At 70.5% G+C, this 22,600-nt stretch carries 20 protein-coding genes and 2 pseudogenes; 15 read left to right on the top strand and 7 right to left on the bottom strand.

Annotated elements, in window-relative coordinates; translation table 11 throughout:
* Positions 1 to 47 precede the first annotated feature (47 nt).
* A complete protein-coding gene (locus ACIP94_RS33545) occupies positions 48 to 1,385 on the bottom strand; it encodes an MFS transporter (protein ID WP_402434243.1) in 1,338 nt (445 codons plus the stop codon).
* Between the two features lie 175 nt (positions 1,386 to 1,560).
* Here ACIP94_RS33545 and ACIP94_RS33540 point away from each other — a divergent pair, with 175 nt between their 5' ends.
* Complete coding sequence (locus ACIP94_RS33540; RefSeq protein ID WP_402434240.1) at positions 1,561 to 2,322, top strand: phosphoglyceromutase; 762 nt, start codon at positions 1,561 to 1,563, stop codon at positions 2,320 to 2,322.
* Between the two features lie 65 nt (positions 2,323 to 2,387).
* Here ACIP94_RS33540 and ACIP94_RS33535 read toward each other — a convergent pair.
* Positions 2,388 to 2,864, bottom strand: a pseudogene (locus tag ACIP94_RS33535) (tyrosine-type recombinase/integrase); the annotation flags it as partial.
* Between the two features lie 150 nt (positions 2,865 to 3,014).
* Between ACIP94_RS33535 and ACIP94_RS33530 the strand changes: the two are divergent.
* Together ACIP94_RS33530 and ACIP94_RS33525 are read left to right on the top strand one after the other, a co-directional pair.
* A complete protein-coding gene (locus ACIP94_RS33530; RefSeq protein WP_402434237.1) occupies positions 3,015 to 3,311 on the top strand; it encodes a hypothetical protein in 297 nt (98 codons plus the stop codon).
* A gap of 255 nt (positions 3,312 to 3,566) precedes the next feature.
* On the top strand, positions 3,567 to 5,408 hold the full coding sequence (locus ACIP94_RS33525) for a trypsin-like serine protease (RefSeq protein WP_402434234.1): 1,842 nt from the start codon (positions 3,567 to 3,569) through the stop codon (positions 5,406 to 5,408).
* Between the two features lie 351 nt (positions 5,409 to 5,759).
* Here the strand turns inward: ACIP94_RS33525 and ACIP94_RS33520 are convergent, their stop codons facing one another.
* Positions 5,760 to 6,107, bottom strand: a complete 348-nt coding sequence (locus ACIP94_RS33520) for a hypothetical protein (protein WP_402434231.1) — start codon at positions 6,105 to 6,107, stop codon at positions 5,760 to 5,762.
* Between the two features lie 421 nt (positions 6,108 to 6,528).
* On the opposite strand from ACIP94_RS33520, the gene ACIP94_RS33515 reads away from it, so the two are divergent.
* Positions 6,529 to 8,202 (top strand): NAD-dependent malic enzyme, encoded by a 1,674-nt coding sequence (locus ACIP94_RS33515; protein ID WP_402434228.1) that lies wholly within the window; start codon positions 6,529 to 6,531, stop codon positions 8,200 to 8,202.
* Positions 8,199 to 9,689: a class II fumarate hydratase gene (gene fumC, locus ACIP94_RS33510; RefSeq protein ID WP_402434225.1), complete on the top strand. Its 1,491-nt coding sequence runs from the start codon at positions 8,199 to 8,201 to the stop codon at positions 9,687 to 9,689. Before ACIP94_RS33515 ends, fumC begins: the two co-directional genes overlap by 4 nt.
* A 327-nt stretch (positions 9,690 to 10,016) precedes the next feature.
* On the opposite strand, the gene ACIP94_RS33505 is transcribed toward fumC, so the two are convergent.
* The 3 genes from ACIP94_RS33505 to phoU form a co-directional block, all read right to left on the bottom strand.
* Entirely contained in the window at positions 10,017 to 10,268 is a 252-nt protein-coding gene (locus ACIP94_RS33505; protein ID WP_402434223.1) for an SCO4226 family nickel-binding protein, read from the bottom strand.
* Between the two features lie 198 nt (positions 10,269 to 10,466).
* The gene (locus tag ACIP94_RS33500) at positions 10,467 to 10,619 is read right to left on the bottom strand and encodes a hypothetical protein (RefSeq protein WP_402434220.1); all 153 of its coding nucleotides are present in this window, start codon (positions 10,617 to 10,619) and stop codon (positions 10,467 to 10,469) included.
* Positions 10,620 to 10,784: 165 nt separating this feature from the next.
* Positions 10,785 to 11,474: a phosphate signaling complex protein PhoU gene (phoU, locus tag ACIP94_RS33495; protein ID WP_402434217.1), complete on the bottom strand. Its 690-nt coding sequence runs from the start codon at positions 11,472 to 11,474 to the stop codon at positions 10,785 to 10,787.
* 243 nt (positions 11,475 to 11,717) lie between these two features.
* On the opposite strand from phoU, the gene ACIP94_RS33490 reads away from it, so the two are divergent.
* Positions 11,718 to 12,986 (top strand): sensor histidine kinase, encoded by a 1,269-nt coding sequence (locus ACIP94_RS33490; protein ID WP_402434214.1) that lies wholly within the window; start codon positions 11,718 to 11,720, stop codon positions 12,984 to 12,986.
* Complete coding sequence (locus tag ACIP94_RS33485) at positions 12,983 to 13,663, top strand: response regulator transcription factor (protein WP_176101913.1); 681 nt, start codon at positions 12,983 to 12,985, stop codon at positions 13,661 to 13,663. Before ACIP94_RS33490 ends, ACIP94_RS33485 begins: the two co-directional genes overlap by 4 nt.
* Positions 13,664 to 13,873: 210 nt before the next feature.
* On the opposite strand, the gene ACIP94_RS33480 is transcribed toward ACIP94_RS33485, so the two are convergent.
* Complete coding sequence (locus ACIP94_RS33480) at positions 13,874 to 14,542, bottom strand: DUF461 domain-containing protein (RefSeq protein ID WP_402434210.1); 669 nt, start codon at positions 14,540 to 14,542, stop codon at positions 13,874 to 13,876.
* Between the two features lie 690 nt (positions 14,543 to 15,232).
* On the opposite strand from ACIP94_RS33480, the gene ACIP94_RS33475 reads away from it, so the two are divergent.
* The 8 genes and pseudogenes from ACIP94_RS33475 (at position 15,233) to ACIP94_RS33440 (ending at position 22,478) form a co-directional block, all read left to right on the top strand.
* A complete protein-coding gene (locus tag ACIP94_RS33475) occupies positions 15,233 to 15,715 on the top strand; it encodes a CarD family transcriptional regulator (protein ID WP_003953493.1) in 483 nt (160 codons plus the stop codon).
* 462 nt (positions 15,716 to 16,177) lie between these two features.
* On the top strand, positions 16,178 to 16,972 hold the full coding sequence (gene ispD / locus ACIP94_RS33470; RefSeq protein WP_402434207.1) for a 2-C-methyl-D-erythritol 4-phosphate cytidylyltransferase: 795 nt from the start codon (positions 16,178 to 16,180) through the stop codon (positions 16,970 to 16,972).
* The gene (gene ispF, locus ACIP94_RS33465) at positions 16,962 to 17,456 is read left to right on the top strand and encodes a 2-C-methyl-D-erythritol 2,4-cyclodiphosphate synthase (protein WP_402434203.1); all 495 of its coding nucleotides are present in this window, start codon (positions 16,962 to 16,964) and stop codon (positions 17,454 to 17,456) included. The genes ispD and ispF overlap by 11 nt, the downstream gene beginning before the upstream one ends.
* A 52-nt stretch (positions 17,457 to 17,508) precedes the next feature.
* On the top strand, positions 17,509 to 17,916 hold the full coding sequence (locus ACIP94_RS33460) for a PPOX class F420-dependent oxidoreductase (RefSeq protein ID WP_402434200.1): 408 nt from the start codon (positions 17,509 to 17,511) through the stop codon (positions 17,914 to 17,916).
* A gap of 96 nt (positions 17,917 to 18,012) precedes the next feature.
* Entirely contained in the window at positions 18,013 to 19,413 is a 1,401-nt protein-coding gene (cysS, locus tag ACIP94_RS33455) for a cysteine--tRNA ligase (protein WP_402434197.1), read from the top strand.
* Positions 19,414 to 19,511: 98 nt separating this feature from the next.
* Positions 19,512 to 20,450: a 23S rRNA (guanosine(2251)-2'-O)-methyltransferase RlmB gene (gene rlmB, locus ACIP94_RS33450; RefSeq protein WP_402434194.1), complete on the top strand. Its 939-nt coding sequence runs from the start codon at positions 19,512 to 19,514 to the stop codon at positions 20,448 to 20,450.
* A 446-nt stretch (positions 20,451 to 20,896) separates the two neighbouring features.
* Positions 20,897 to 21,256 (top strand): annotated as a pseudogene (locus tag ACIP94_RS33445) (hypothetical protein); the annotation flags it as partial.
* Between the two features lie 238 nt (positions 21,257 to 21,494).
* Positions 21,495 to 22,478, top strand: coding sequence for a DoxX family protein (locus tag ACIP94_RS33440; protein ID WP_402434424.1), 984 nt, complete (start codon positions 21,495 to 21,497; stop codon positions 22,476 to 22,478).
* The last annotated feature ends 122 nt before the right edge of the window (positions 22,479 to 22,600 follow it).

Genomic DNA, 22,600 nt, shown 5'->3' with positions numbered 1-22,600 from the left:
GCCGGCGGTCGCGCTACCAGAGCCCGGCTGGGGCGCTCCCGGCGGCGTCAGGCCGCGCCGACCTCCGCGCCCGCCGTCTCCGGCTCCGCCCCCGTCTCCGGCTCCGCCCCCGTCTCCGGCTCCGCCCCCGTCTCCGGCTCCGCCCCCGTCTCCGGCTCCGCCCCCGTCTTCTTGTCCGCCGCCGTCTCCTGCGGCGGAAGGCGGCGCATCAGCGCCCCGTACCCGACCGCGGCGCCCGTGCCGACCGCCGCGCACAGGGCCCACAGCCACCCGGCGCCGAGCCGGTCGATGACGAGACCGGACATCAACGGGGCGACCAGGGCGGCCACGGACCACGACAGGGTGTACATGCCCTGGTAGCGGCCGCGTCCGCGCACCGGGGAGAGACGGACGACCAGGCCCGTCTGGGTGGGCGCGTTGACGATCTCCGCGAGCGTCCACACGCACACCGTCAGCGCGAAGGCGCCGACCGACCCCGCGAAGGCGGTCAGTCCGAAGCCGTAGCCCGCGAGCAGGGACGAGACCACGAGCAGCCGGCGCGGGTCCCGGTGCTCGATGAGCCGGGTGACCGGGATCTGGAGCGCGACGATCAGCACGCCGTTGACGGCGATCGCCAGGCCGTAGTCCGCGGGCGTGAACCCGGCCCGGCCCATCGCCACCGGCAGGCCCACGGAGCCCTGCTGGAAGACCAGCGCGACGAGGAAGGACAGCCCGACCACGCTCATGAAACGGCCGTCGCGCAGCACGGTCCCGAGGCGCACGTCGTCCCCGGCTTCCCCGGCAAGCGGCGCCGGCTTCGACTCGGGCAGCTTCACGAAGACGACGATCGCGCAGATCATCGTCATGCCCGCCTCGATCAGGAACCCGGCGAGATAGCTGAACTCGGCGATGAGCCCCGCGGCCATGGAGGAGACGGCGAAGCCGAGGTTGATCGCCCAGTAGTTGAGGGAGAAGGCACGGAGCCGGTCCTCGGGCCGGACGATGTCGGCCATCATCGCCTGCACGGCCGGGCGGGAGGCGTTGGAGGCCATGCCCACGACAAAGGCGACGGCGGCGATGGCGACCGGGTCGCGCATGAAGCCGAGCAGGGCGACGGACAGGGCCGTGGACGACTGGGCGACAAGGAGGGTCGGCCGCCGTCCGAGCCGGTCGGCCATCACCCCCGCCCCGAGGGAGGAGGCGACGCCGCCGAGCCCGTGCAGCGAGGCGACGAGACCGGCGTACGAGGCGGAGTACCCGCGGTCCAGGGTGAGGTACAGGGCCATGAAGGTGGCGACGAAGGCGCCGAGCCGGTTGACGAGCGTGCTGGTCCACAGCCACCAGAACTCTCGGGGTAGCCCGGAGACGGTCTCCCGGGCGGCGCGTCTGAGGGTGGCGAGTGACATGTGTGATCCCCCACGAACGTAAGTGGCTCCAGCGGTGAGCACAACTTACGAGAGCAGGCCTCGGGACGGCCACTCAATTAACAGATGCCGTCAACTGTCGTACGGGCCAGGGGCGGGCTGTCCGCCCTCCGGGCAGGCGGGCAAAGCGGCGAATGCGTGGATTACGCTCTGAGGCATGGCCGACGCACCGTACAAGCTGATCCTCCTCCGCCACGGCGAGAGCGAGTGGAACGCGAAGAACCTGTTCACCGGCTGGGTGGACGTCAACCTGAACGAGAAGGGCGAGAAGGAGGCGGTCCGCGGCGGTGAGCTGCTGAAGGACGCCGGCCTGCTGCCCGACGTGGTCCACACGTCCCTCCAGAAGCGCGCGATCCGCACCGCGCAGCTCGCGCTGGAGGCGGCCGACCGCCACTGGATCCCGGTCCACCGCTCCTGGCGCCTGAACGAGCGCCACTACGGCGCCCTCCAGGGCAAGGACAAGGCCGCGACGCTGGCCGAGTTCGGCGAGGAGCAGTTCATGCTCTGGCGCCGCTCGTACGACACCCCGCCCCCGCCGCTGGCCGACGACTCCGAGTTCTCCCAGGCGAACGACCCGCGCTACGCGTCGCTCCCGCCGGAGCTGCGCCCGAGGACGGAGTGCCTGAAGGATGTCGTCTTCCGCATGCTGCCGTACTGGTACGACGGCATCGTCCCCGACCTGCTGGCCGGCCGCACGGTCCTGGTCGCGGCCCACGGCAACAGCCTCCGGGCCCTGGTCAAGCACCTCGACGGCATCTCGGACGCCGACATCGCGGGCCTGAACATCCCGACGGGCATCCCCCTCTCCTACGAGCTGGACGCCGACTTCAAGCCGATCACCCCCGGCGGCAAGTACCTCGACCCGGAGGCGGCCGCGGCGGCGATCGAGGCGGTCAAGAACCAGGGCAAGAAGAAGTAGGTTTTATGATCATGCCCCTGAGCTGCGCAGATGGCGCAGCTCAGGGGCATTTTCACGGCCTGGGCCCGCCGGGTCACCGGCTGGCCGTTCGCTCGTATCCACGGGAGTGTGATCTCTGCCGGCGGGAATCGCCGCATGTGCTGCTGTAGTGCCTCTGCCACGGGATCGGGCAGCGGTACGTCACGGAGCTTGCCGCCCTTCGGCGGCGCGAACACGGCCTTGCTCAGGTTCAGCTTGAGTTGCTGCACCACGTGCACGGTGCCGCTGTCGACGTCGATTTCATCGACGGACAGGCCGAGGATCTCGCCTTGCCGCAGGCCGCATCCGGCGCCCACGTCGACCATGGGCCGGAAGCGCTCGACCATGGCGGCGCGCACAGCAAAGACACGGTCAGGCTCCCAGGGGGCGACACGGTGCGCACCCATGGCCGGCGGGGTCACCGTGCGCGAGTTGCAGGGGTTCCGGCGCAGGCATCCGTCTTCCGCGGCGGCGGGGAGCACGGCGCGGACGTTGGAAAAAATGACGCGCGCGTACGCGCCGGACCAGGCGGTCCCGTGTGTTGACTGATCGCCCCGGCCGTGCACACTGCTGGGCGAATCCAGTGAGCAAGGGAATCGGGGAGCCGGATGGGACTTCGCAGTTGGTGGAGCAGTCGCAAGGCGAACGCTCAGATCGAGCGGATCGTCGATGCCGTGAACTCCGGGCAGGCCCTGATGGCTGACGCGATGGCGGTTGAAGCATCCGGAGCCCGCCAGGAGATCGCCGGTGTCGCGGAGGTCTGCGACGACCACCTTCACTTCAAATCGAACTCAGACCTCAAGGCCAGAGCCAAGGGCTGGCACATCGACCGGTCCGAGATCGCCGGTGTGCGGGACGGCGGCGAACCGGGTGAGGTGGTGATCAACTTCCGCACGCCAGGACGCTTCCACGCCATCGTGGTGACGCCTGTGATGCATGCAGACAAGTGGCGCGCCCTGGCCACCGGTTGAGACTCGCGACGCTCAGACGCTGTACCGGGCGCCATCCGCACCGTCCGGTTCAGGTACAGGCAGGCGTGCAACCGAAGCTGCGACTCCGTCGAGGCCTGCGTGGTCGGGTCCGGCGCTTTGGAAAAAGCAGGGCAACGGCGAGAAAATTAAAGGTTTCTGTGGCGTATGAGGCTGGTGAAGATCAACGAACCCGAAGTATGATCGGCCGCTTTGGTCGATGCCACCCCCCCAGCATCTTCATCACAGGAGACATGAGTGTCCTCTGCCCACAGAGGCGGGAAACACCGTCGCCGCGGCCGGATAGCCGTACCCGCCGCTGCCGCCACGCTGCTCCTCGGCGGCGCCAGTGCGCTCATCATGGCGCCTGCCAACGCAGCACCACTACCGACGGACATCGGAGTCAAGGGCCACAGCAGCGTCGGCAAGTCGCAGCTCACCGCCCGCGTGCACGGCGCGCTCACCGCGCCGGCCGCCAATACCCCCGCAACCCTGCGGCCTGCCGCGAGCACCGGCGCGCCGTCCGGAACCACCACCAGCCCGAAGCCGCAGCCGTCAGCTTCCGGCACTGCCGACGCGCAGATCATCGGTGGCACGACCACCAGCATCTCCACAGCCCCGTGGATGGTGCAGCTGTGGTACTACGACGACAAGGGAACCACCGACACCAGTGACGACGTCGGCTTCTTCTGCGGTGGCACCGTCGTGTCGCCCACGAAGATCCTCACGGCCGCGCACTGCGTCTCGGGCTACGACTGGCACAACAACGGCTCCATCGTCTACGGCACCGACCAACTGCCGACCACCGACTCGTCGACCAACACCACCGACCTCCACGGCGGCACGGTGACCGGCGTGTGGCGGCAGTGGAACGATCCTTCGTTCCAGATCACCTCGCACGGCACCGCCGTCAACGACGTCGCCGTGCTGACGCTGCCCAACCCGATCAGCGCCAAGCCGCTGCCCATCACCACCTCCGACGACACCACGTCGTACAAGGCGGGCACCCAGGCGCAGATCTACGGCTGGGGGCGCACCAGCTCCACCAGTCAGGACATCTCGCAGACCCTTCGCAAGGCCACCGTGCCGGTGAACGGCGATTCGACGTGCTCGGGTTTCTACGGCAGCGACTTCGTGTCGGGTGCCATGACCTGTGTCGGCGCGTCGGCCAGCGGCTCCGACAGCGGCACGGTCGCCACCTGCAACGGCGATTCCGGCGGCCCGCTGGTCGTCGGCGGGCGCGTCGTCGGTGTCGTGTCGTGGGGCGTGCAGGACTGCGTGAGCCAGGGCTCGTACAGCGTCTTCACCAAGCTGAGCACGTACGTCGGGGCGGCCGAACCGCGCATCGATGACGCCGACCTGAGCGGCGACGGCCGCGCTGACATGTTCGCGATCGCCTCCAACGGCCAGGGTTACGAGTACGACTCGCGTGGCAAGTCCTTCGGGTCCCGGGTGTCGCTCGGCGACTGGAGCGGGGTCAACCTGGTGCGCCAGGCGGACCTGGACCGCGATGGCTACGCCGACTTGCTGGTACGCGCCACCGACGGCACCCTGTACTGGCAGCACTACAACCTGTCCACCGACAACACCGACGTCACCAAGCTCGGGTCCGGCTGGAACGGCATGAAGGTCATGCTCGTGCCCGGCGACGTCACCGGTGACGGCTACCAGGACCTGCTGGCCGTGGACTCCAGCGGCAACTTCTGGCTCTACCCGGGCACCGGCCACGGCAACTTCGGCTCGCGCGTCAAGCTCGGCTACGGCTGGACCATGTACGGCGCCAACGTCTTCGGCAAGGGTGACTTCACCGGCGACGGCAAGCTCGACCTGCTCGCCCAGGACTCCTCTGGCAACCTGTGGCTGTACAAGGGCACCGGCAAGCCGTCGGCCCCGCTGGCGTCCCGTGTGAAGATCGGCTACGGGTTCCACTACACCGCGTACGTGATGAACGGGGACATGACCGGCAACGGCCACTCCGACCTGATCGCCCGCGACAGCAGTGGCAGCCTGTGGCTGTACGAAGGCACGGGCAACGTCTCGCACCCGCTGGCCTCCCGCGTCAAGATCGGATACGGCTACAACGGCTACCGGCTGAGCTGACCGGTCCTCCCGCGGAAGGCACCCGCACCCGGACGACGGGCCCACGTGCATCCTCACCAGAGCGTATGCGGGCCCGTTCGCCCAGCGCCCCAGCCAAGCAGCCGCTGCCCGCAGAGCCTTGATGGTCTGCACCGTGCCACGTACCAAGCCCCCGCAGCCTGCTGTCCCAGTACGGAAGCCGCCGTCACGGTGCTGGCCGACCGTCTCGGTTTCCGTTTCGTTCAGGCTCGTGCATGTCCGTTTAGGTGAGACTCCGGGACTGCTCTGTCCGGTCAATCAGCCACCGGTGAACGCGGGTGAACGACCCTGTACGCATCCGCTAAGACACCAACACAGTTGGAAAGCGCGTCGTCAGAAGCTCCGGACCGTGGTGGTGACCTGAGCCGCGCACGGGACTTGCCGGGCAAGGTACCGGTGCACGAACTGGCCCGGAGCCGGGCGCCTGGCGTTCCTCGCCGTGCCCGGCAACCGGGCGGTGGCCGGGTAGGGCCACTCGTCCTCCCCGGCTGCAAGGGGTAGGCGAGCGCAGGAGGAGACCCCCGGCCGGCCGGGGGTCTCGTCGTTCAGTCCCTCTTCTCCTCGCCTCTCCTCGCCGTTCTCCTCGTCCTGGTGCACATGCTTCAGACGCGTCCGTGCGTCCACCCTGTCCTCGGCGGCCACCTCGTCCCAGACACGGACACCACAGTTCGGCCACCTCATCGCCGTCGGCGTCGAGGGCACCGGAACCTATGGCTCGTTACTCGCCCGGTACCTGCGGGACAACAGGTCACCGTGATCGAGGTGGACCGCCCCGACCGCCGGGGCCGCCGGGCAGGCGGCAAGTCCCACCCCATCGACGCCTTCGCCGCCGCAGCAGCAGTCCTCACCGGCCGGGCCAGCGGGACGCCCAAAGCCCGCGACGGCATCGTGGAGGCAATCCGCGCCCTGCGGGTCGTGCGCCGAGTGGGAGAAATACAGGTCACACGTGGATGGCCGGCGCCCGGAGGCATGGCGCAGCAAGATCGGCGAGCGGCGGTGGGGCTGTGGGCGCACAGTGGAGACAAGGGGGTGGCTTGCCGGTCCGGGTTCGGGTGGGCGGTGCGTGACACGCGACAGCCGCATACGCGAGCAGGAGACCATCATGAGCGAGAAGACCGGCCCGACTCCGGCTACCCCGAGCGTTCTGACGGATCCGTTTCTCAACCGCGGTACGGCGTTCACCCAAGCGGAGCGGGAGGCCCTGGGCCTGACCGGGCGCCTGCCCTCCGGGGTGCTGACCCTGGAGCTGCAGGCGGAGCGCGCGTACCGGCAAATACGGTCGCAGGGCAGCGACTTGGCCAAGAACGTCGCTCTGGAGCAACTGCACGACCGCAACGAGACGCTGTATTTCAAGGTGCTGACCGACCATCTGGTGGAGCTGCTGCCGGTCGTCTACGACCCCACGGTCGGTGAGGCGATCGAGAAGTACTCCCATGAGTACCGGCGCCCGCGAGGGGCCTTTCTGTCCGTTGATCGGCCCGATGACATCGAGAAGGCCTTCGCCACGTTCCAGCTCGGGCCCGAGGACGTGGACTTGATCGTGTGCACCGATGCGGAGCAGATCCTCGGCATCGGCGACTGGGGCGTGGGCGGAATCCAGATCGCGGTGGGCAAGCTGGCGGTGTACACGGCGGCCGCCGGCATCGACCCGCGCCGGGTGATCCCGGTGTCGCTGGACGTGGGGACCGACCGTAAGTCCCTGCTGAACGATCCTTTGTATGTGGGCAATCGGCACCCGCGCGTGCGCGGCGCCGACTACGACGCGTTCATCGAGACGTACCTGCGCACCGCCTCCTCGATGTTCCCCAACGCCCTGCTGCACTTCGAGGACTTCGGCCCCGGAAACGCCCGGCGGATCCTGGAGAAGTACGGGGACACCTATCGCATCTTCAACGACGACGTCCAGGGCACCGGCGCGATCACCCTGGCCGCGGCGCTGTCGGCCGTCAAGGTGAGCGGTGTGCCGATGCGGGACCAGAGGCTCGTGGTCTTCGGCGCCGGCACCGCCGGGGTGGGCATCGCCGACCAGCTTCGGGACGCCATGATCCGCGACGGTGCGAGCCCCGAGCAGGCCACCGCCCAGATCTGGCTGGTCGACAAGCAGGGCCTGCTCACCCGTGACATGGACGATCTACGGGACTACCAGCGGCCCTACGCGCGCGACCGGGCCGAGGTCGCCGGCTGGCCGACCGACGACGGCGCGATCTCGCTGCTGACGACCGTGCGCCAGGTGAAGCCGACCATTCTGCTGGGCACCTCGACGGTGCACGGGGCGTTCACCCGTGAGGTCGTCGAGGCCATGGCCGAGGGCACCGAGCGGCCGATCATCTTCCCGATCTCGAACCCGACCTCGCGGATCGAGGCCATGCCCGCCGACGTCCTCGCCTGGTCCCGGGGCAAGGCGCTGGTCGCGGTCGGCATCCCCGTCCCACCCGTCGAGTTCGGCGGTGTCACCTACGAGATCGGGCAGGCCAACAACGCGCTGCTGTACCCCGGGCTGGGGCTCGGCACGATCGTCTCCGGCGCGTCGAGAGTGACGGCGGGCATGCTCCTCGCGGCGGCGCAGGCGGTGGCGGACCAGGTCGACCCCTCCACGCCGGGCGCCTGCCTGCTGCCGCCGGTGGAGAACCTGTGGGGCTCCTCGGCCATCACCGCCACCGCCGTGGTCGGCGCGGCGGTCAACGAGGGGGTCGCGAGCCACAAGCCGGAGGATCCCGGACGCGCCGTCCGGGAGGCCATGTGGCAGCCCGTCTACTCCGACGGGGCGGCGTCGTGAGTGCGCGCTCCGGCACGGACCGGACCGCCCCGGCCCCGCACGAGCCCGCGCCGCGGATCCTCGATGTGCCCATCGGCCTGCACGCGAGCGGCACCCGGCGGGAGACCGACTCCATGGGGGCCATCGACGTCCCGGCGGACCGCTACTGGGGCGCGCAGACACAGCGCTCCCTGATCCACTTCTCCATCGGGGACGACCGGATGCCGAAGGCGGTCTACCACGCCTACGGGTACGTCAAAAAGGCCGCAGCGCTGGTCAACGGCCGGGCCGGGCGGCTCCCCGCATGGAAGTCCGACCTGATCCAGAGGGTGGCCGACGAGGTCATCGCGGGCAAGCTGGACGACCACTTCCCGCTGTATGTGTGGCAGACCGGGTCCGGGACGCAGTCCAACATGAACACCAACGAGGTGATCAGCAACCGGGCGATCCAGCTGGTCGGGGGCGAGCTGGGCAGCAAGTCGCCGATCCACCCCAACGACCACGTCAACATGGGCCAGTCCTCCAACGACACCTTCCCCACCGCGATGCACATCGCCGCGGTCAAGGCGGTGCACGAACACTTGCTGCCCAGCCTGCGGGCGCTCCAGCGGGCCATCGAGGACAAGGCGGAGCAGTGGCGCGATGTGGTGAAGATCGGCCGTACGCATCTGGAGGACGCGGTCCCGCTCACCGTCGGGGAGGAATGGTCCGGCTACGCCCACCAGCTGTCGCAGGCCATCGACCGGGTGGCCGCGTCCGCGGAGGGCCTGTTCGAACTGGCCGCGGGCGGCACCGCCGTCGGCACGGGGCTGAACGCCCCGCCCGGGTTCGGCGAGCAGGTCGCCGCCGAGATCGCCGCCGAGACCGGCTGTCCGTTCATCACCGCCGGGAACAAGTTCGCCGCCCAGGGCGGACTGGACGCCATGGTCGGCGCCTCCGCCGGGCTCCGCGCCGTGGCCGTAACCCTGATGAAGATCGCCAACGACATCCGGTGGCTGGCCTCCGGCCCGCGCTGCGGCCTCGGCGAACTGCTCCTCCCCGCGAACGAGCCGGGTTCCTCGATCATGCCGGGCAAGGTCAACCCGACCCAGTGCGAGGCGATGGTCATGGTCTGCATCCAGGTGCTGTCCGAGGACACGGCCGTCGCCTTCGCCGGCTCACAGGGCAACTTCGAGCTGAACGCCATGCGCCCGGTGATCATCAACAACTTCCTGCACGCGGCCGGCATCCTCGCCGACGCCTCCACCAAGCTGCGCCGGTACTGCATCGAGGGCGCCCGACTCGACCGCTCCCGGATCGACGACTTCGTCAACCGGTCCCTGATGCTGGTCACCGCGCTCTCACCGGTGATCGGCTACGACAAGGCCTCGGCCATCGCCCACAAGGCCAACGACGAGGGCACCACCCTGCGCGAGGCCGCCCTGGCGTCCGGCTATGTGAGCGCCGAGGAGTTCGACCGCACCGTCGACCCGGCCGCCATGGTCGGCCGGGCATCCGGCGACGCATGACACGGTGGACCCGGCCGCGGCCGCCCCGGGACCGGCCTGGGAAGTTTCCCCGGGCCTCGGAAGCGCGTCCCGCCCTCTCGGCCGCCGTCCTCTGGGTACCCGCGCGCCGGCCCCGGTCTCACCGGCGGCGGCATGGGCTGGGTGCACGCTCCGTGAGAACCAGCGGGTCCGTGAGAACCAGCGGGTCCGTGAGAACCAGCGGGTCCGTGAGAACCAGCGGGTTTCCGAGAACCAGCGGGCCCAGAAATCAGCCGGCCCCCGAGAACCAGCGGGCCTAGAAATCAGCCGGCCCGAGAGAACCAGCGGGCCTGAGAACCAGCCGACCGGTCACCAGATGGACAGCGGCACAGGGTGGATCTCGTCGGGTGCGTGGCCCGCGCGTTCGTGGACGCGGCGGACCGCTTCGGCCGAGGGGGCCTCGGAGAGGCAGTACACCGTGCCCGACTCCGGGTCCGCCCAGGCCCGCTCGAAGTGCACGCCCTCTTCCCTCTCCACGGCGAGATCGGCCCGGTGGGCCTGCTTGAGCTGCTCGTCCGTGATGCCCTGCATGCCGTGGTGGACGTCCATGAACTGAGTCATGGCCTCGCGCCCTCCTTCCGCGTGCGCTCGCCTGCCCCCGCCTCCATGCTGCGCCCGTGTGACCCCGGCTGCCACGGAGGCATGGGCACATGAAGAAGCATGGGCGCATGAGGAGGAGGGGCCCCGCGTCAGCCGGGGCCCCTCCTCCTCGTCACTCCGTGTGCGGTTGTCGGGGGGGATCATGCGTGCCGTGCGTGGTCAGCCGCACTGGCAGGGCGCGCCCGACTGGCATCCGCATCCGCAGCCGGAGCCGCAGCCGCACGCGCCGACCAGGGGAAGGCTCTTGATCTCGAACGGCTGCTGGGTCTCGCGCTCCTGCGTGGGGTCGGGCGTACTGGGGGCCTCGGCCATGGGTCTCTCCTCGAGTCTGACGAGACTGTGCCTGTGCCCATCTCATGCCCGCCACGGGAGGCGCATCAACGGCGCACGGAGGCTCGCCCCCTCTCGGCCGGGCTCCTTCGACCCCGGCCGACCCCGGCTCGGGCACGCCCGCCCGGCCGGATCCGCGAGCGGCGGTCAGGCGCCTTCGACGCCCGTCACCGGCCGGATGTCCGGCTGGAGATCGTCGGCGTGCTCACCCGTGACCAGGTACACCACCCGCTTCGCCACGGCCACCGCGTGGTCGGCGTAGCGCTCGTAGTAGCGGCCCAGCAGGGTGACGTCGACGGCCGTCTCTATGCCGTGCTTCCAGCGGTCGTCGATCAGGTGCTGGAAGAGCGTGCGGTGCAGCAGGTCCATCTCGTCGTCGTCCTGCTCGAGCTGCATCGCCAGATCGATGTCCTTCGTGACGATGACCTCCGCGGCCTTCGCCATCAGGCGCTGCGCGAGCTGACCCATCTCCAGGATCGTCGCGTGCAGGTCCTGCGGGACGGCGCGTTCCGGGAAGCGCAGCCGGGCCAGCTTCGCGACGTGCTGGGCGAGGTCGCCCGAGCGCTCGAGATCGGCGCTCATCCGCAGCGACGTGACGACGATGCGCAGGTCCGTCGCCACCGGCTGCTGACGGGCGAGCAGGGCTATCGCGCGCGCCTCCAGGTCGTGCTGGAGGTCGTCGACCTTCTTGTCGCCCTCGATCACGGCTTCCGCCAGCTTGAGGTCGGAGTCGAGGATCGCCGTCGTGGCGCGTCCGATCGCCGACCCGACGAGCCGGGCCATCTCGACCAGACCCTCGCCGATCGAGTCAAGTTCCTCGTGGTACGCGTCCCGCATCAGGATGTCCCTCTCTTACGTCTACTTCGGGGGGCCGGGGGCCGGGGCCCGTCGTCACCATGGCGAACACGGCGGACACGACGCCCTTCGGTCCCCACGCTCCCACGTTCCGGTCCGTACGCGACCGTTTCCGGCATCCCAAATGAACCAATACTGGCTCCAAGGTGAACTCTGGGCGACGAGTGTTCGAGGTCGCACTCGCATGGCTGTGGGTAAGTGTCAGGACGTGCCTAACCTGGGTGCATGGACGTGAACGCGGCGGTCGCCGCAGCGGCAGCGATCGCCGGAGTGCTCACCGGCGTCATCGCCATGCTGGCGTTCCGCTGGAGCGAGCGCGACCAGAAGCGCCCCACCCGCACATCCCTGCACACCGACCCCGTGCTTCCGCCGGGCGTGGACACGGTGCTGTCCGTGCTGCGGTCCTCGGCCGTCGTACTCGACGAATCCGACGCAGTCGTCAAGGCGAGCTCCGCCGCCTATGCCCTCGGCCTCGTGCGCGGCGGCAAACTCGCGGTCGAGCCGATGCTCCAGATGGCACGTGACACCCGCCGGGACGGCGAGATACGCCAGGTCGAGCTGGACCTGCCGCGCCGCGGCACCGGGCGCGGAGAGGCCCTCGCCGTCTCCGCGCGCGTGGCCCCGCTGGGCTCCCGGCTCGTGCTGCTGCTCGTCGAGGACCTCACCGAGGCCCGGCGGATAGAGGCGGTGCGCCGCGACTTCGTGGCGAACGTCAGCCATGAGCTGAAGACGCCGGTGGGGGCCCTGTCGCTGCTCTCCGAGGCCGTGATGGACGCCTCCGACGACCCCGAGGCCGTGGAGCGCTTCGCGGGCCGTATGCAGATCGAGGCCACCCGGCTGACCAACCTGGTCCAGGAGCTCATCGACCTGTCACGGGTGCAGAACGACGATCCCCTCGAGGACGCCGAGCCCGTGCGGGTCGACGAACTCGTCGCCGAGGCCATCGACCGCTGCCGCCACCAGGCCGGCACCAAGCAGATCACGATGGCCGCCGGAGGCACCGCCGACCTGCATGTGTGGGGCAACCGCGGACAGCTGGCCGCCGCCCTCGGCAACCTCGTCGAGAACGCCGTCAACTACTCGCCCGCCCGCACCCGCGTCGGCATCGCCGCCCGCAGGGTGCCGGCGACCGGCGGGGACATGATCGAACTTGCCGTGACCGACCAGGGCATCGGCATCTCCGACAAGGACAAGGAGCGCATCTTCGAGCGCTTCTACCGCGTCGATCCGGCCCGCTCCCGTGCCACGGGCGGTACGGGTCTGGGTCTCGCGATCGTCAAGCATGTGGCCGCCTCGCACGGCGGGGAGGTCACGGTGTGGAGCTCGGAGGGACAGGGCTCCACGTTCACCCTGCGGCTGCCGGAGGCGGGTGCGGCCCGCGACCGTGCGACCGATCATCCGTCCGACCTCGAAGAAGAGGACGGCCGGCCCGACGGGACGACCACCGTCTCATCCCCGTACGAACCGCTTCCCGCCCCGGAGGTCCTTCCGTGACCCGAGTGCTCGTCGTCGAGGACGAGGAGTCCTTCAGCGACGCCCTTTCCTACATGCTCCGTAAGGAGGGCTTCGAGGTCGCCATCGCGACCACCGGGCCCGACGGTCTCGACGAGTTCGAGCGCAATGGCGCCGATCTCGTCCTGCTCGACCTGATGCTGCCCGGTCTGCCCGGCACCGAGGTCTGCCGGCAGCTTCGCGGCCGGTCCAACGTCCCGGTGATCATGGTGACCGCCAAGGACAGCGAGATCGACAAGGTGGTCGGGCTGGAGATAGGGGCCGACGACTACGTCACCAAGCCGTTCTCCTCGCGCGAGCTGGTCGCCCGTATCCGGGCCGTCCTGCGCCGCCGTGGTGAGCCGGAGGAGGTCGCGCCGGCCGCGCTGGAGGCCGGGCCGGTGCGCATGGACGTCGACCGGCACGTGGTGACGGTCGCCGGATCGAAGGTCGACCTGCCGCTGAAGGAGTTCGACCTCCTGGAGATGCTGCTGCGTAACGCGGGCCGTGTCCTGACCCGTATGCAGCTCATCGACCGGGTCTGGGGCGCCGACTACGTCGGCGACACCAAGACTCTGGACGTCCATGTCAAGCGGCTGCGCGCCAAGATCGAGCCGGACCCGGGCGCCCCGCGCTACCTGGTCACGGTCCGCGGTCTCGGCTACAAGTTCGAGCCGTAAGCCGGCCCACGGTCCGCGGGTCACGACGACTCATGGTTCACGGCCACCGGCCTATGGCCACCGGCCCCAAGGCCTCGTGATCGAGCGGCCTCACGACCGCACGCCGAAGGGCGGCACCCCTGGTGGGGCGCCGTCCTTCGGCGTCCACGGCTGTACGGGCGTCGTGCACGGCCGTACGGGCGGGGCCATGGCCCCGCCCGCCCCGGTGTGTCAGTGACCGGCGGACGCGGAAGCGGTCGCGGTCGCGCTCCTGGACGCGCCGTGGCCGGGCTTGCCGGACGAGCCCGCGGCGGGGGAGCCCGACGCCGACTTCGAGGGCTTGGCGCCCGTGCTCTGCGACGGCGAGGCGGTGGCGGTCGGCGAGGGGATGTTGCTCGGTCCCCACTTGGCGAAGTAGCTCTCGGCCGGCACCACGAACGCCTTCAGGCTCACGTCGCCGGTCTTGCTGAAGCTGAACGTGATCTTCTGCGCGTTGCCGTTCTGGACGGAGGCGCCCACGTTGTCCAGGACGGCGGAGGCGTTGCCCTTGCCGCCGAGGACGAGGGAGCCGCCGGCCGGGACGGTCACCTTGCCCGAGCCCTTGGCGGGGGAGAGGGTGGCGGTGCCGTCGCCGTCCACGCTGATCGAGTCCAGCGTCTGCTCGGTGCGGCCGGTGTTGAAGATGGTCGCCGAGATCACCGCGGGGCCGGTGGCCTTCGGGTCGGGCTGGGTGATGACCAGAGCGTTCTGGATCTTGATGTCGCCGACGCTGGTCGCGGCGTTGTCCGGCTTGACCTCGAGCGTCTGGCTGCTGTTGCCGGCGCCGCATGCGGCGAGCGAGGCGATCGAGAACGCGAGGGCGGCGGCGGCGAGGGCGCCGCGTCGAAGGCTGCTGCTCACGGCGGCGGCAACTCCTTGAACGTGGGCGGAGCAGGGCGACTCCCTGATAAAGGCGCCCTAAGTGTCTTTCAGCGGCCTTAGGTTACCGAGCCGTTCCCCGGCCGCTGCACCCGACCCTCCCCAAGGCCCCCAGTTCGTTCGCGAAGAGGGCCCGGGCAGCGGCCCTCGGGGATGTGGCGTGGGGTCCTCCGGGCCGTCTGAGGGGACGCCTCCGGTCACTGTGACCTCATCCTTCGCACCTGCCTCATCAGCCACCTTGACCTCGGCTTGGTCTTCCATTCACATAACCGCCTCGGTTCTGCCATGAATTTTCCGGCAAGGAATGCGCGGCGGTACCGAAAATCGATCACGGGGGCAACCGGGCGGGGATCGTCTGCCGCCTTGATCAATTCCTGATTCGGCTCGTACGCGACGACAGACACCGAACGGAGTAGCGTAAGTCGAGCGCTTGGAGCCGGACAAAAGGGGACGATCAGACGCTGACCGGAGGGCTTCGAGGCGTGCGACGTACGCGTTTCGCTGTGCCCGCAGAGCCGCTCCGACCTGCGAATACCCCCTTCCGCTCGCCCCTCGAAGCACGTTCCTGTCGCGGTTGTCAAGCCCCGAGATATGCCCTGACCTGCGAAAACGCCATTCAGAAGACGCGGTTTCCGTGTTACCCTGGATAGCCACGGAAGGGGTACCTGTCACATGACGTTCAAGGTTGGCGACACCGTGGTCTATCCCCATCACGGGGCCGCGCTGATCGAGGCCATCGAAACTCGTCAGATCAAAGGCGTGGACAAGACCTACTTGGTGCTGAAGGTCGCCCAGGGCGACCTGACGGTGCGTGTGCCAGCGGACAATGCGGAGTTCGTCGGCGTGCGTGATGTGGTCGGTCAGGACGGGCTGGACCGGGTCTTCGAGGTGCTGCGCGCGCCGTACGCCGAGGAGCCCACGAACTGGTCGCGTCGCTACAAGGCAAATCTGGAAAAGCTCGCCTCCGGCGATGTCATCAAGGTCGCGGAAGTCGTGCGTGACCTGTGGCGTCGCGAGCGTGAGCGCGGACTGTCCGCGGGTGAGAAGCGGATGCTCGCCAAGGCCCGGCAGATCCTGGTGAGCGAGCTGGCCCTCGCGGAGAACACGAACGAGGACAAGGCCGAGGCGCTGCTCGACGAGGTCCTCGCGTCCTGACGCCCTTCCGCTCCGCCTGGTTCCCCCGAGGGGCGCCGCTCGGCCTTTGGAGGTGCGGGGCGGACGGACCGGTGCACAGCACCCATGCATATGCCGCGGTGCCCGATGACGCAGTAGCTGTCGCCGGGCGCTGCGGCATGTTCACGTTCGTCCCCAGAGGCACACGCCGTACCCACAAGCACACCACGGACCCGGAAGCACCGTCGTACCCGCAGGCATATGCGTATGTGGAGCCCTCCCGAGATGTGGAGCCCTGCACAGAGCCCTGCCCTGCTGTTCCGTGCCGGGGAAAACCCCGATACTTGGCGTGCCGGGCCCGGACAGCCGGCTCGACCGGATGTCACGGAAGGGTCCGGTCAAGGCTCGCGCCCGGCACTCCCCCACGCTCTCCGCTTCGTTCGAGCAGGGGCACCCCCAGGGCCATACCCATCCCGGCCGAGCACACAAACCTGACAGGAACCGATGTCTGACGATTCGCGCCCTTCACCCGCCGGAGTCCTTCCCCAGGCGGGGACCCGCATCGCCGCGGTGATTCCGGCCGCCGGCCGGGGAGTTCGCCTCGGTCCGGGCGCCCCCAAGGCGCTTCGCACACTCAACGGCACCCCCATGCTCATCCACGCGGTGCGCGCCATGGCCGCGTCCCGCGCCGTCTCCCTGGTGGTCGTCGTGGCCCCGCCGGACGGCGCCGCCGAGGTCAAGTCGCTCCTCGACGCGCACGCGCTGCCCGGGGGCACCCCCGGCGGCAGCTGGGGGAGGACGGACTTCGTGGTCGTGCCCGGCGGGGACACACGGCAGCAGTCCGTGAAGCTGGGCCTCGACGCGCTGCCGCCGGAGTACGAGATCGTCCTCGTCCACGACGCGGCCCGCCCGCTCGTTCCGGTGGACACGGTGGACGCGGTGATCGAGGCGGTACGGGAGGGCGCGCCCGCCGTGGTCCCGGCGCTGCCGCTCGCCGACACCGTCAAGGAGGTCGAGCCGGCCGCCACGCCCGGTGAGCCGGAACCGGTGGTCGCCACTCCGGAGCGGGCCCGGCTGCGTGCGGTGCAGACCCCGCAGGGCTTCGACCGCGCCACGCTGGTGCGGGCCCACGAGACGGTGACGGACAACGTCACGGACGACGCGAGCATGGTCGAGCAGCTGGGGCTCGGGGTCGTGGTGGTGCCCGGCCACGAGGAGGCCTTCAAGGTGACGCGGCCGCTGGACCTGGTGCTGGCGGAGGCGGTCCTGGCCCGCAGGAGGCTGAACGATGGCTTCTGAGGCGCCGCTGCTGCCGCAGGTGGGCGTCGGCACCGACATCCACGCCTTCGAGGAGGGGCGGGAGCTGTGGTGCGCGGGCCTGAAGTGGGAGGGCGAGGGGCCGGGCCTCTCCGGCCACTCGGACGCTGACGTGGTCGCGCACGCCGCGTGCAACGCGCTGTTCTCGGCGGCCGGCCTCGGCGATCTCGGGCAGCACTTCGGCACGGGCCGCCCCGAGTGGTCGGGCGCGTCGGGTGTCACGCTGCTGACCGAGGCGGCGCGGATCGTCCGCTCGGCCGGGTTCCGGATCGGCAACATCGCGGTGCAGGTCGTCGGGCCCCGTCCGAAGATCGGCAAGCGCCGCGACGAGGCGCAGAAGATCCTCTCGGAGGCGGCGGGCGCCCCCGTGTCGGTCTCGGGCGCGACGACGGACGGCCTCGGTTTCCCGGGGCGCGGCGAAGGACTGATGGCGGTCGCGACGGCGCTCGTGGTGCGGGTGGACTGAGGGCGCGCGGGTACCCGGGGGCCACCAGTGACCAAGGTCCCGGAGGTACCCCATGGCATCCGCCGCCCTGTCCGACCGGCTCAAGGCCCTGCTCGACCGCCCCGTCTTCGTCGTCCTGGGCACGATCCAGCCCGACGGGAGCCCGCAGCTGTCCCCGGTGTGGGTCAAGCGGGACGGTGATCACCTCCTGGTCTCCACCACCGTGGACCGGCGCAAGAAGAGGAACCTGGACCGCGACCCCCGGGTGAGTGTCGTGGTCCAGGACCCCGACTCGCCGTACGAGTACGCGGAGATCAGGGGGACCGCGGAGCTGACGGCCGAGGGCGCCCGGGAACTCATCGACGAGCTGTCGCTGAAGTACACCGGCAGGAAGTACGCGGAGTTCAACCCGGACTCGGTGCGCGACGCCGAGCGGGTGGTGGTGCGGATCGTCCCGCGGAAGGTGGCCGGGAGTCTGTGAGAGCGGGTCCCCGGCGCCCTTGACGTCGGTCACGAATGCGCGCCCCCTGACGGCAAGGGGCGTGAGGCACTCCCTGCGGCCCACTACCCTGGACACGTGACCATTCGCCTGTACGACACCAGCGCCCGGCAGATCCGTGACTTCACCCCGCTCAAGCCGGGTTGTGTCTCGATCTACCTGTGTGGTGCCACCGTGCAGGCGCCGCCGCACATCGGGCATATTCGCTCCGGCCTCAACTTCGACATCATGCGCCGCTGGTTCGAGTACCGCGGCTTCGACGTGACGTTCATCCGCAATGTCACGGACATCGACGACAAGATCATCAAGAAGGCGCACGAGCAGGACCGCCCGTGGTGGGCCATCGGCTACGACAACGAGCGCGCCTTCAACGACGGCTATCGCGCCCTCGGTTGCCTGCCGCCCACCTACGAGCCCCGCGCCACCGGCCATGTGCCCGAGATGATCGAGATGATGCGCGGGCTCATCGAGCGCGGACACGCCTACGAGGCCGACGGCAACGTCTACTTCGACGTGCGCTCCCTGCCCGGGTATCTGTCGCTGTCCAGGCAGGAGCTCGACGATCTGCGCCAGCCCTCCGAGGAGGGTGAGACCGGCAAGCGCGACGCGCGCGACTTCGCCATGTGGAAGGCGGTGAAGCCGGGCGAGCCGAGCTGGGAGACGCCCTGGGGGCGGGGGCGCCCGGGCTGGCACCTGGAGTGCTCGGCCATGGCGCACAAGTACCTGGGGTCGGTCTTCGACATCCACGGCGGCGGGATCGACCTGATCTTCCCCCACCATGAGAACGAGATCGCCCAGGCCAAGGGCTTCGGCGACGAGTTCGCCCGGTACTGGCTGCACAACGCCTGGGTCACCATGAGCGGCGAGAAGATGTCGAAGTCCCTCGGCAACTCGGTGCTCGTCTCCGAGATGGTCAAGCGCTGGCGGCCCATCGTGCTGCGCTACTACCTGGGCACCCCGCACTACCGTTCGATGATCGAGTACAGCGAGGACGCCCTGCTCGAGGCCGAGTCCGCGTTCGCCCGGATCGAGGGCTTCATGCAGCGCGTCGTGGAGAAGGCCGGCGGTGCCGTCGAGCCCGCCGCCGAGGTACCGCCCGCCTTCGCCGAGGCGATGGACGACGACCTGGGCGTGCCGCAGGCGCTGGCCGTGGTGCACACCACCGTCCGGCAGGGCAACAGCGCGCTGGCCGCCGACGACAAGGAGGCCGCCGTGGCCCGGCTCGCCGAGGTGCGGGCCATGCTCGGCGTCCTCGGCCTCGACCCGCTCGACGCGCAGTGGTCCGGGGAGGCCGACCGCGGCGAGGATCTGCACGGGGTCGTCGACAGCCTGGTGGGCCTGGTGCTCCAGCAGCGCGAGGCGGCCCGGGCCCGCAAGGACTGGACCACCGCGGACGCCATCCGCGACCAGCTCAACCAGTCGGGTCTCGTCATCGAGGACAGCCCCCAGGGCCCACGCTGGACGCTCGGCTCGCGCTGATCGCGTCCCGGCGACTCCTTGATCGATTGTGCCGCCCGGCCCTCCGGGCGGCACACTGCATAGACGTACGTACGAAAGCCTCAACAGACAGGTAGGTCATGGCCGCGAACAACCGCCGCATGTCCGGCAAGAAGGGCGCGCAGGTCGGCAGCGGCGGCAAGCGGCGCCGCGGCCTGGAGGGCAAGGGCCCGACCCCGCCCGCCGAGATGCGCAAGGGGCACGCCAAGCAGCGCGCCGCCCAGGCGAAGGCGCGCCGCGCCCAGGGGCGCCCCCAGCGTCGTACGGGCGGAAAGGCGTCGTCCGAGCTGGTCGTCGGGCGCAACCCGGTCGTCGAGGCGCTCCGCGAGGGCGTGCCCGCGTCCACGCTGTACGTCCAGCAGTTCATCGACAGCGACGAGCGGGTGCGCGAGGCGCTCCAGCTCGCGGCGGAGCGCGGCGGGATCAACCTCATGGAGGCCCCGCGTCCCGAGCTCGACCGCATGACGAACGGCCTCAACCACCAGGGGCTGGTCCTCCAGGTCCCGCCGTACGAGTACGCGCATCCCGAGGACCTCGTCGACGCCGCGTTCGACGAGGGTGAGGACCCGCTGGTCGTCGCCCTCGACGGGGTGACCGACCCGCGGAACCTGGGCGCGGTCGTGCGGTCCGTCTCCGCCTTCGGCGGGCACGGGGTCGTCGTCCCCGAGCGGCGTGCGGCCGGGATGACCGCCGGTGCGTGGAAGACGTCCGCCGGTACGGCCGCCCGTACGCCCGTCGCGCGCGCCACCAATCTGACGCGCGCCCTGGAGGCGTACAAGAAGGCGGGCATCACGGTCGTCGGGCTCGCCGCGGACGGGGAGGTCGAACTGGGCGACCTCGACGCTCTTCAGGGACCCGTCGCGATCGTGGTCGGCAGCGAGGGCAAGGGCCTGTCGCGGCTGGTCGGCGAGACGTGCGACCTCCGGGTGCGGATCCCGATGCCGGGCGGCGCCGAGTCGCTCAACGCGGGTGTGGCCGCGGGCATCGTGCTGTACGAGGCGGCCCGCAGGCGCGCCTGAGGCCGGGGGCCGGGCCTGAACAGACGGCCCTGACGGGCCCGGAGGGCCGTTCGCACACTCACCCGTACGGGGGAAACCGGTCGTACAGGGCGAGCTTGACGGGGTCCGGACAGATCCGCGCGGTCAAAGCAGTGTCCTAACCACACGTCACTCGGTTAGATGAGTGTGGACACCAGAACACGCCGCACATCCACGGGGGAGCGGTCGTCGGGATTCGACGACACCCCCGCGCTGAGCATGGTGAAGGTGCCGAGCGACCCGGCGCAGGTCATCGTCAATCATGCGAGCTTCCGCGTGCAGTTGGGCGCGTCGACACGGCGCGCCCCGTCCCCGCGCGCGGCGCGGCAGTTGAGCGCCCCCCAGGACGTCGCGCGCCTGCCCCTCGCCGGCCAGGCGGGCGGAACGGGAGTCCCCGCCGATGCCGCGGGCCGCCGTCGTCCCGTCGTGTGGAGCGGGAGGTCCGCGCCGGACGACACCGGAGCCCACCGGCTGCTTCAGGCCGTACGAAGCCAGAGCATGCGCCATGGCGAGGAACCGGCCGTGGACGCGGGCGCGACGCAGCTCATGTCCCGCCTCGATGGGCCGCGCCTGCCCGGCCAGGGCTACGACTCCGGCGCGACCCGGCTGCTGCCGCACATGCGGAGCACGGGCAGCACATACGACGACCCGCTCCACACGGAACCGCTGTACGACGGACCGGCCTACGACGAGTCCCCGTACGACGAGTCACCGTACGACGGCCGTACCTACGACGAACCGTCCTACGGCGGGCCGTCCTACGACGAACCGACCTACGGCGGGCCGTCCTACGGCGGGCCGTCCTACGACGAACCGACCTACGGCGGGCCGTCCTACGACGAACCGGCCTACGACGAACCGTCCTACGACACGCCCGGCCACGGCGAACGGACCTACGCCGGTCCCTTCTTCAGGGACGAGGTGGGGACCGCGGAGCCGGAACCGCGGGGCAGGCGGCGCGGGGGCGCGCCGAACACGTCCGCCGCCGCGGCGGGGGTGCGGCACGCCTACTACCCGGGCCGCCGGATGAATCTCGGCGTGGTGCTGCTGCCGCTGCGCATCTTCCTGGGCTCCATCTCCGCCTACGCCGGCATGGGCAAGCTCTGCGACCCCGTCTACTTCGACGGCGGCAGACGGGGCTCCATGGTCACCTGGCTCAGCACGCTCCACCCCTGGCAAGTCGCCGAGCCGCTGCGCCAGTTCGCCCTCCAGCACCCGGTCGGGACCGGGCTCGTCATCGCCTTCCTCCAGGTGATCGTGGGCGTGCTCACGGTCCTCGGCCTGTGGCAGCGGGTCGCGGCCGCGGTCGGCGCGCTGCTGTCCGCGGCGCTCATCGTCACCGTGAGCTGGCGGACGGTTCCCGCGTACGACGCGCCCGACATCATCTACCTCGCGGCCTGGTCGCCGCTCGTCATCGCCGGGGCGCCGGTGTACTCCGTGGACGGCCGTCTCGCGGGTGGCGCATGGCGCACACTCGGTCCGCGGGCGGACATCTGGGAACTGCGGCGGTACGTGCTGCGGCGGGGCGCGCTGCTGACCGCGCTCGTGACAGGCCTGACACTGCTCGTCGGGTCGCTGCTCGGCGGGGCGGTACGGGACGCGGACCGTGTGGTCGTCCCCGGCCCCGGGGAGGCGCCGCGCAACGAGCTGCCGGGCTCGCCGCTGCCCGGGACGCCGGGCGACCGGCAGCACACCTCGAGCCCCTCGGCCTCGCGGCCCTCGGCGACGCGGGGGGCGACCTCGTCGTCACCGTCGAGCGCGGTCACCACGCCGGGTACGGCCGGGGCGACCGGCACCGTCACCGGCGGCCAGCCGAGCCAGACCCAGGGCACCGCCGGCCAGGCCCCGCCGCAGCGCTCGGCACCGGCGCGGCAGGCTCCCAGCACCAGCGCGGGCCCGTCGTCCTCGGGCGGCAGCGGCACGGGCGGCCCGACGGGCGGAGCGGGCGGCAGCGGCGGCGGCGGCAGCTCCGGCGGCTCGGACCACCTGGTGGGCGGCCTCCTGGGCTGACGCGGACCGAGCTTCGGGTGGCAGGGCCTCGTACCGGGGAGGTGCGGGGCCCTTGTCATGTCGTGGGGCGGGCGAGGGCCCGGTGCCGCCGGGGCCGGGTGCGACGTCAACGGCGCGTACGG

Source organism: Streptomyces sp. NPDC093261, assembly GCF_044753645.1.
Lineage (GTDB): Bacteria > Actinomycetota > Actinomycetes > Streptomycetales > Streptomycetaceae > Streptomyces.
This window is presented reverse-complemented; position numbering and strand designations above follow the sequence as displayed.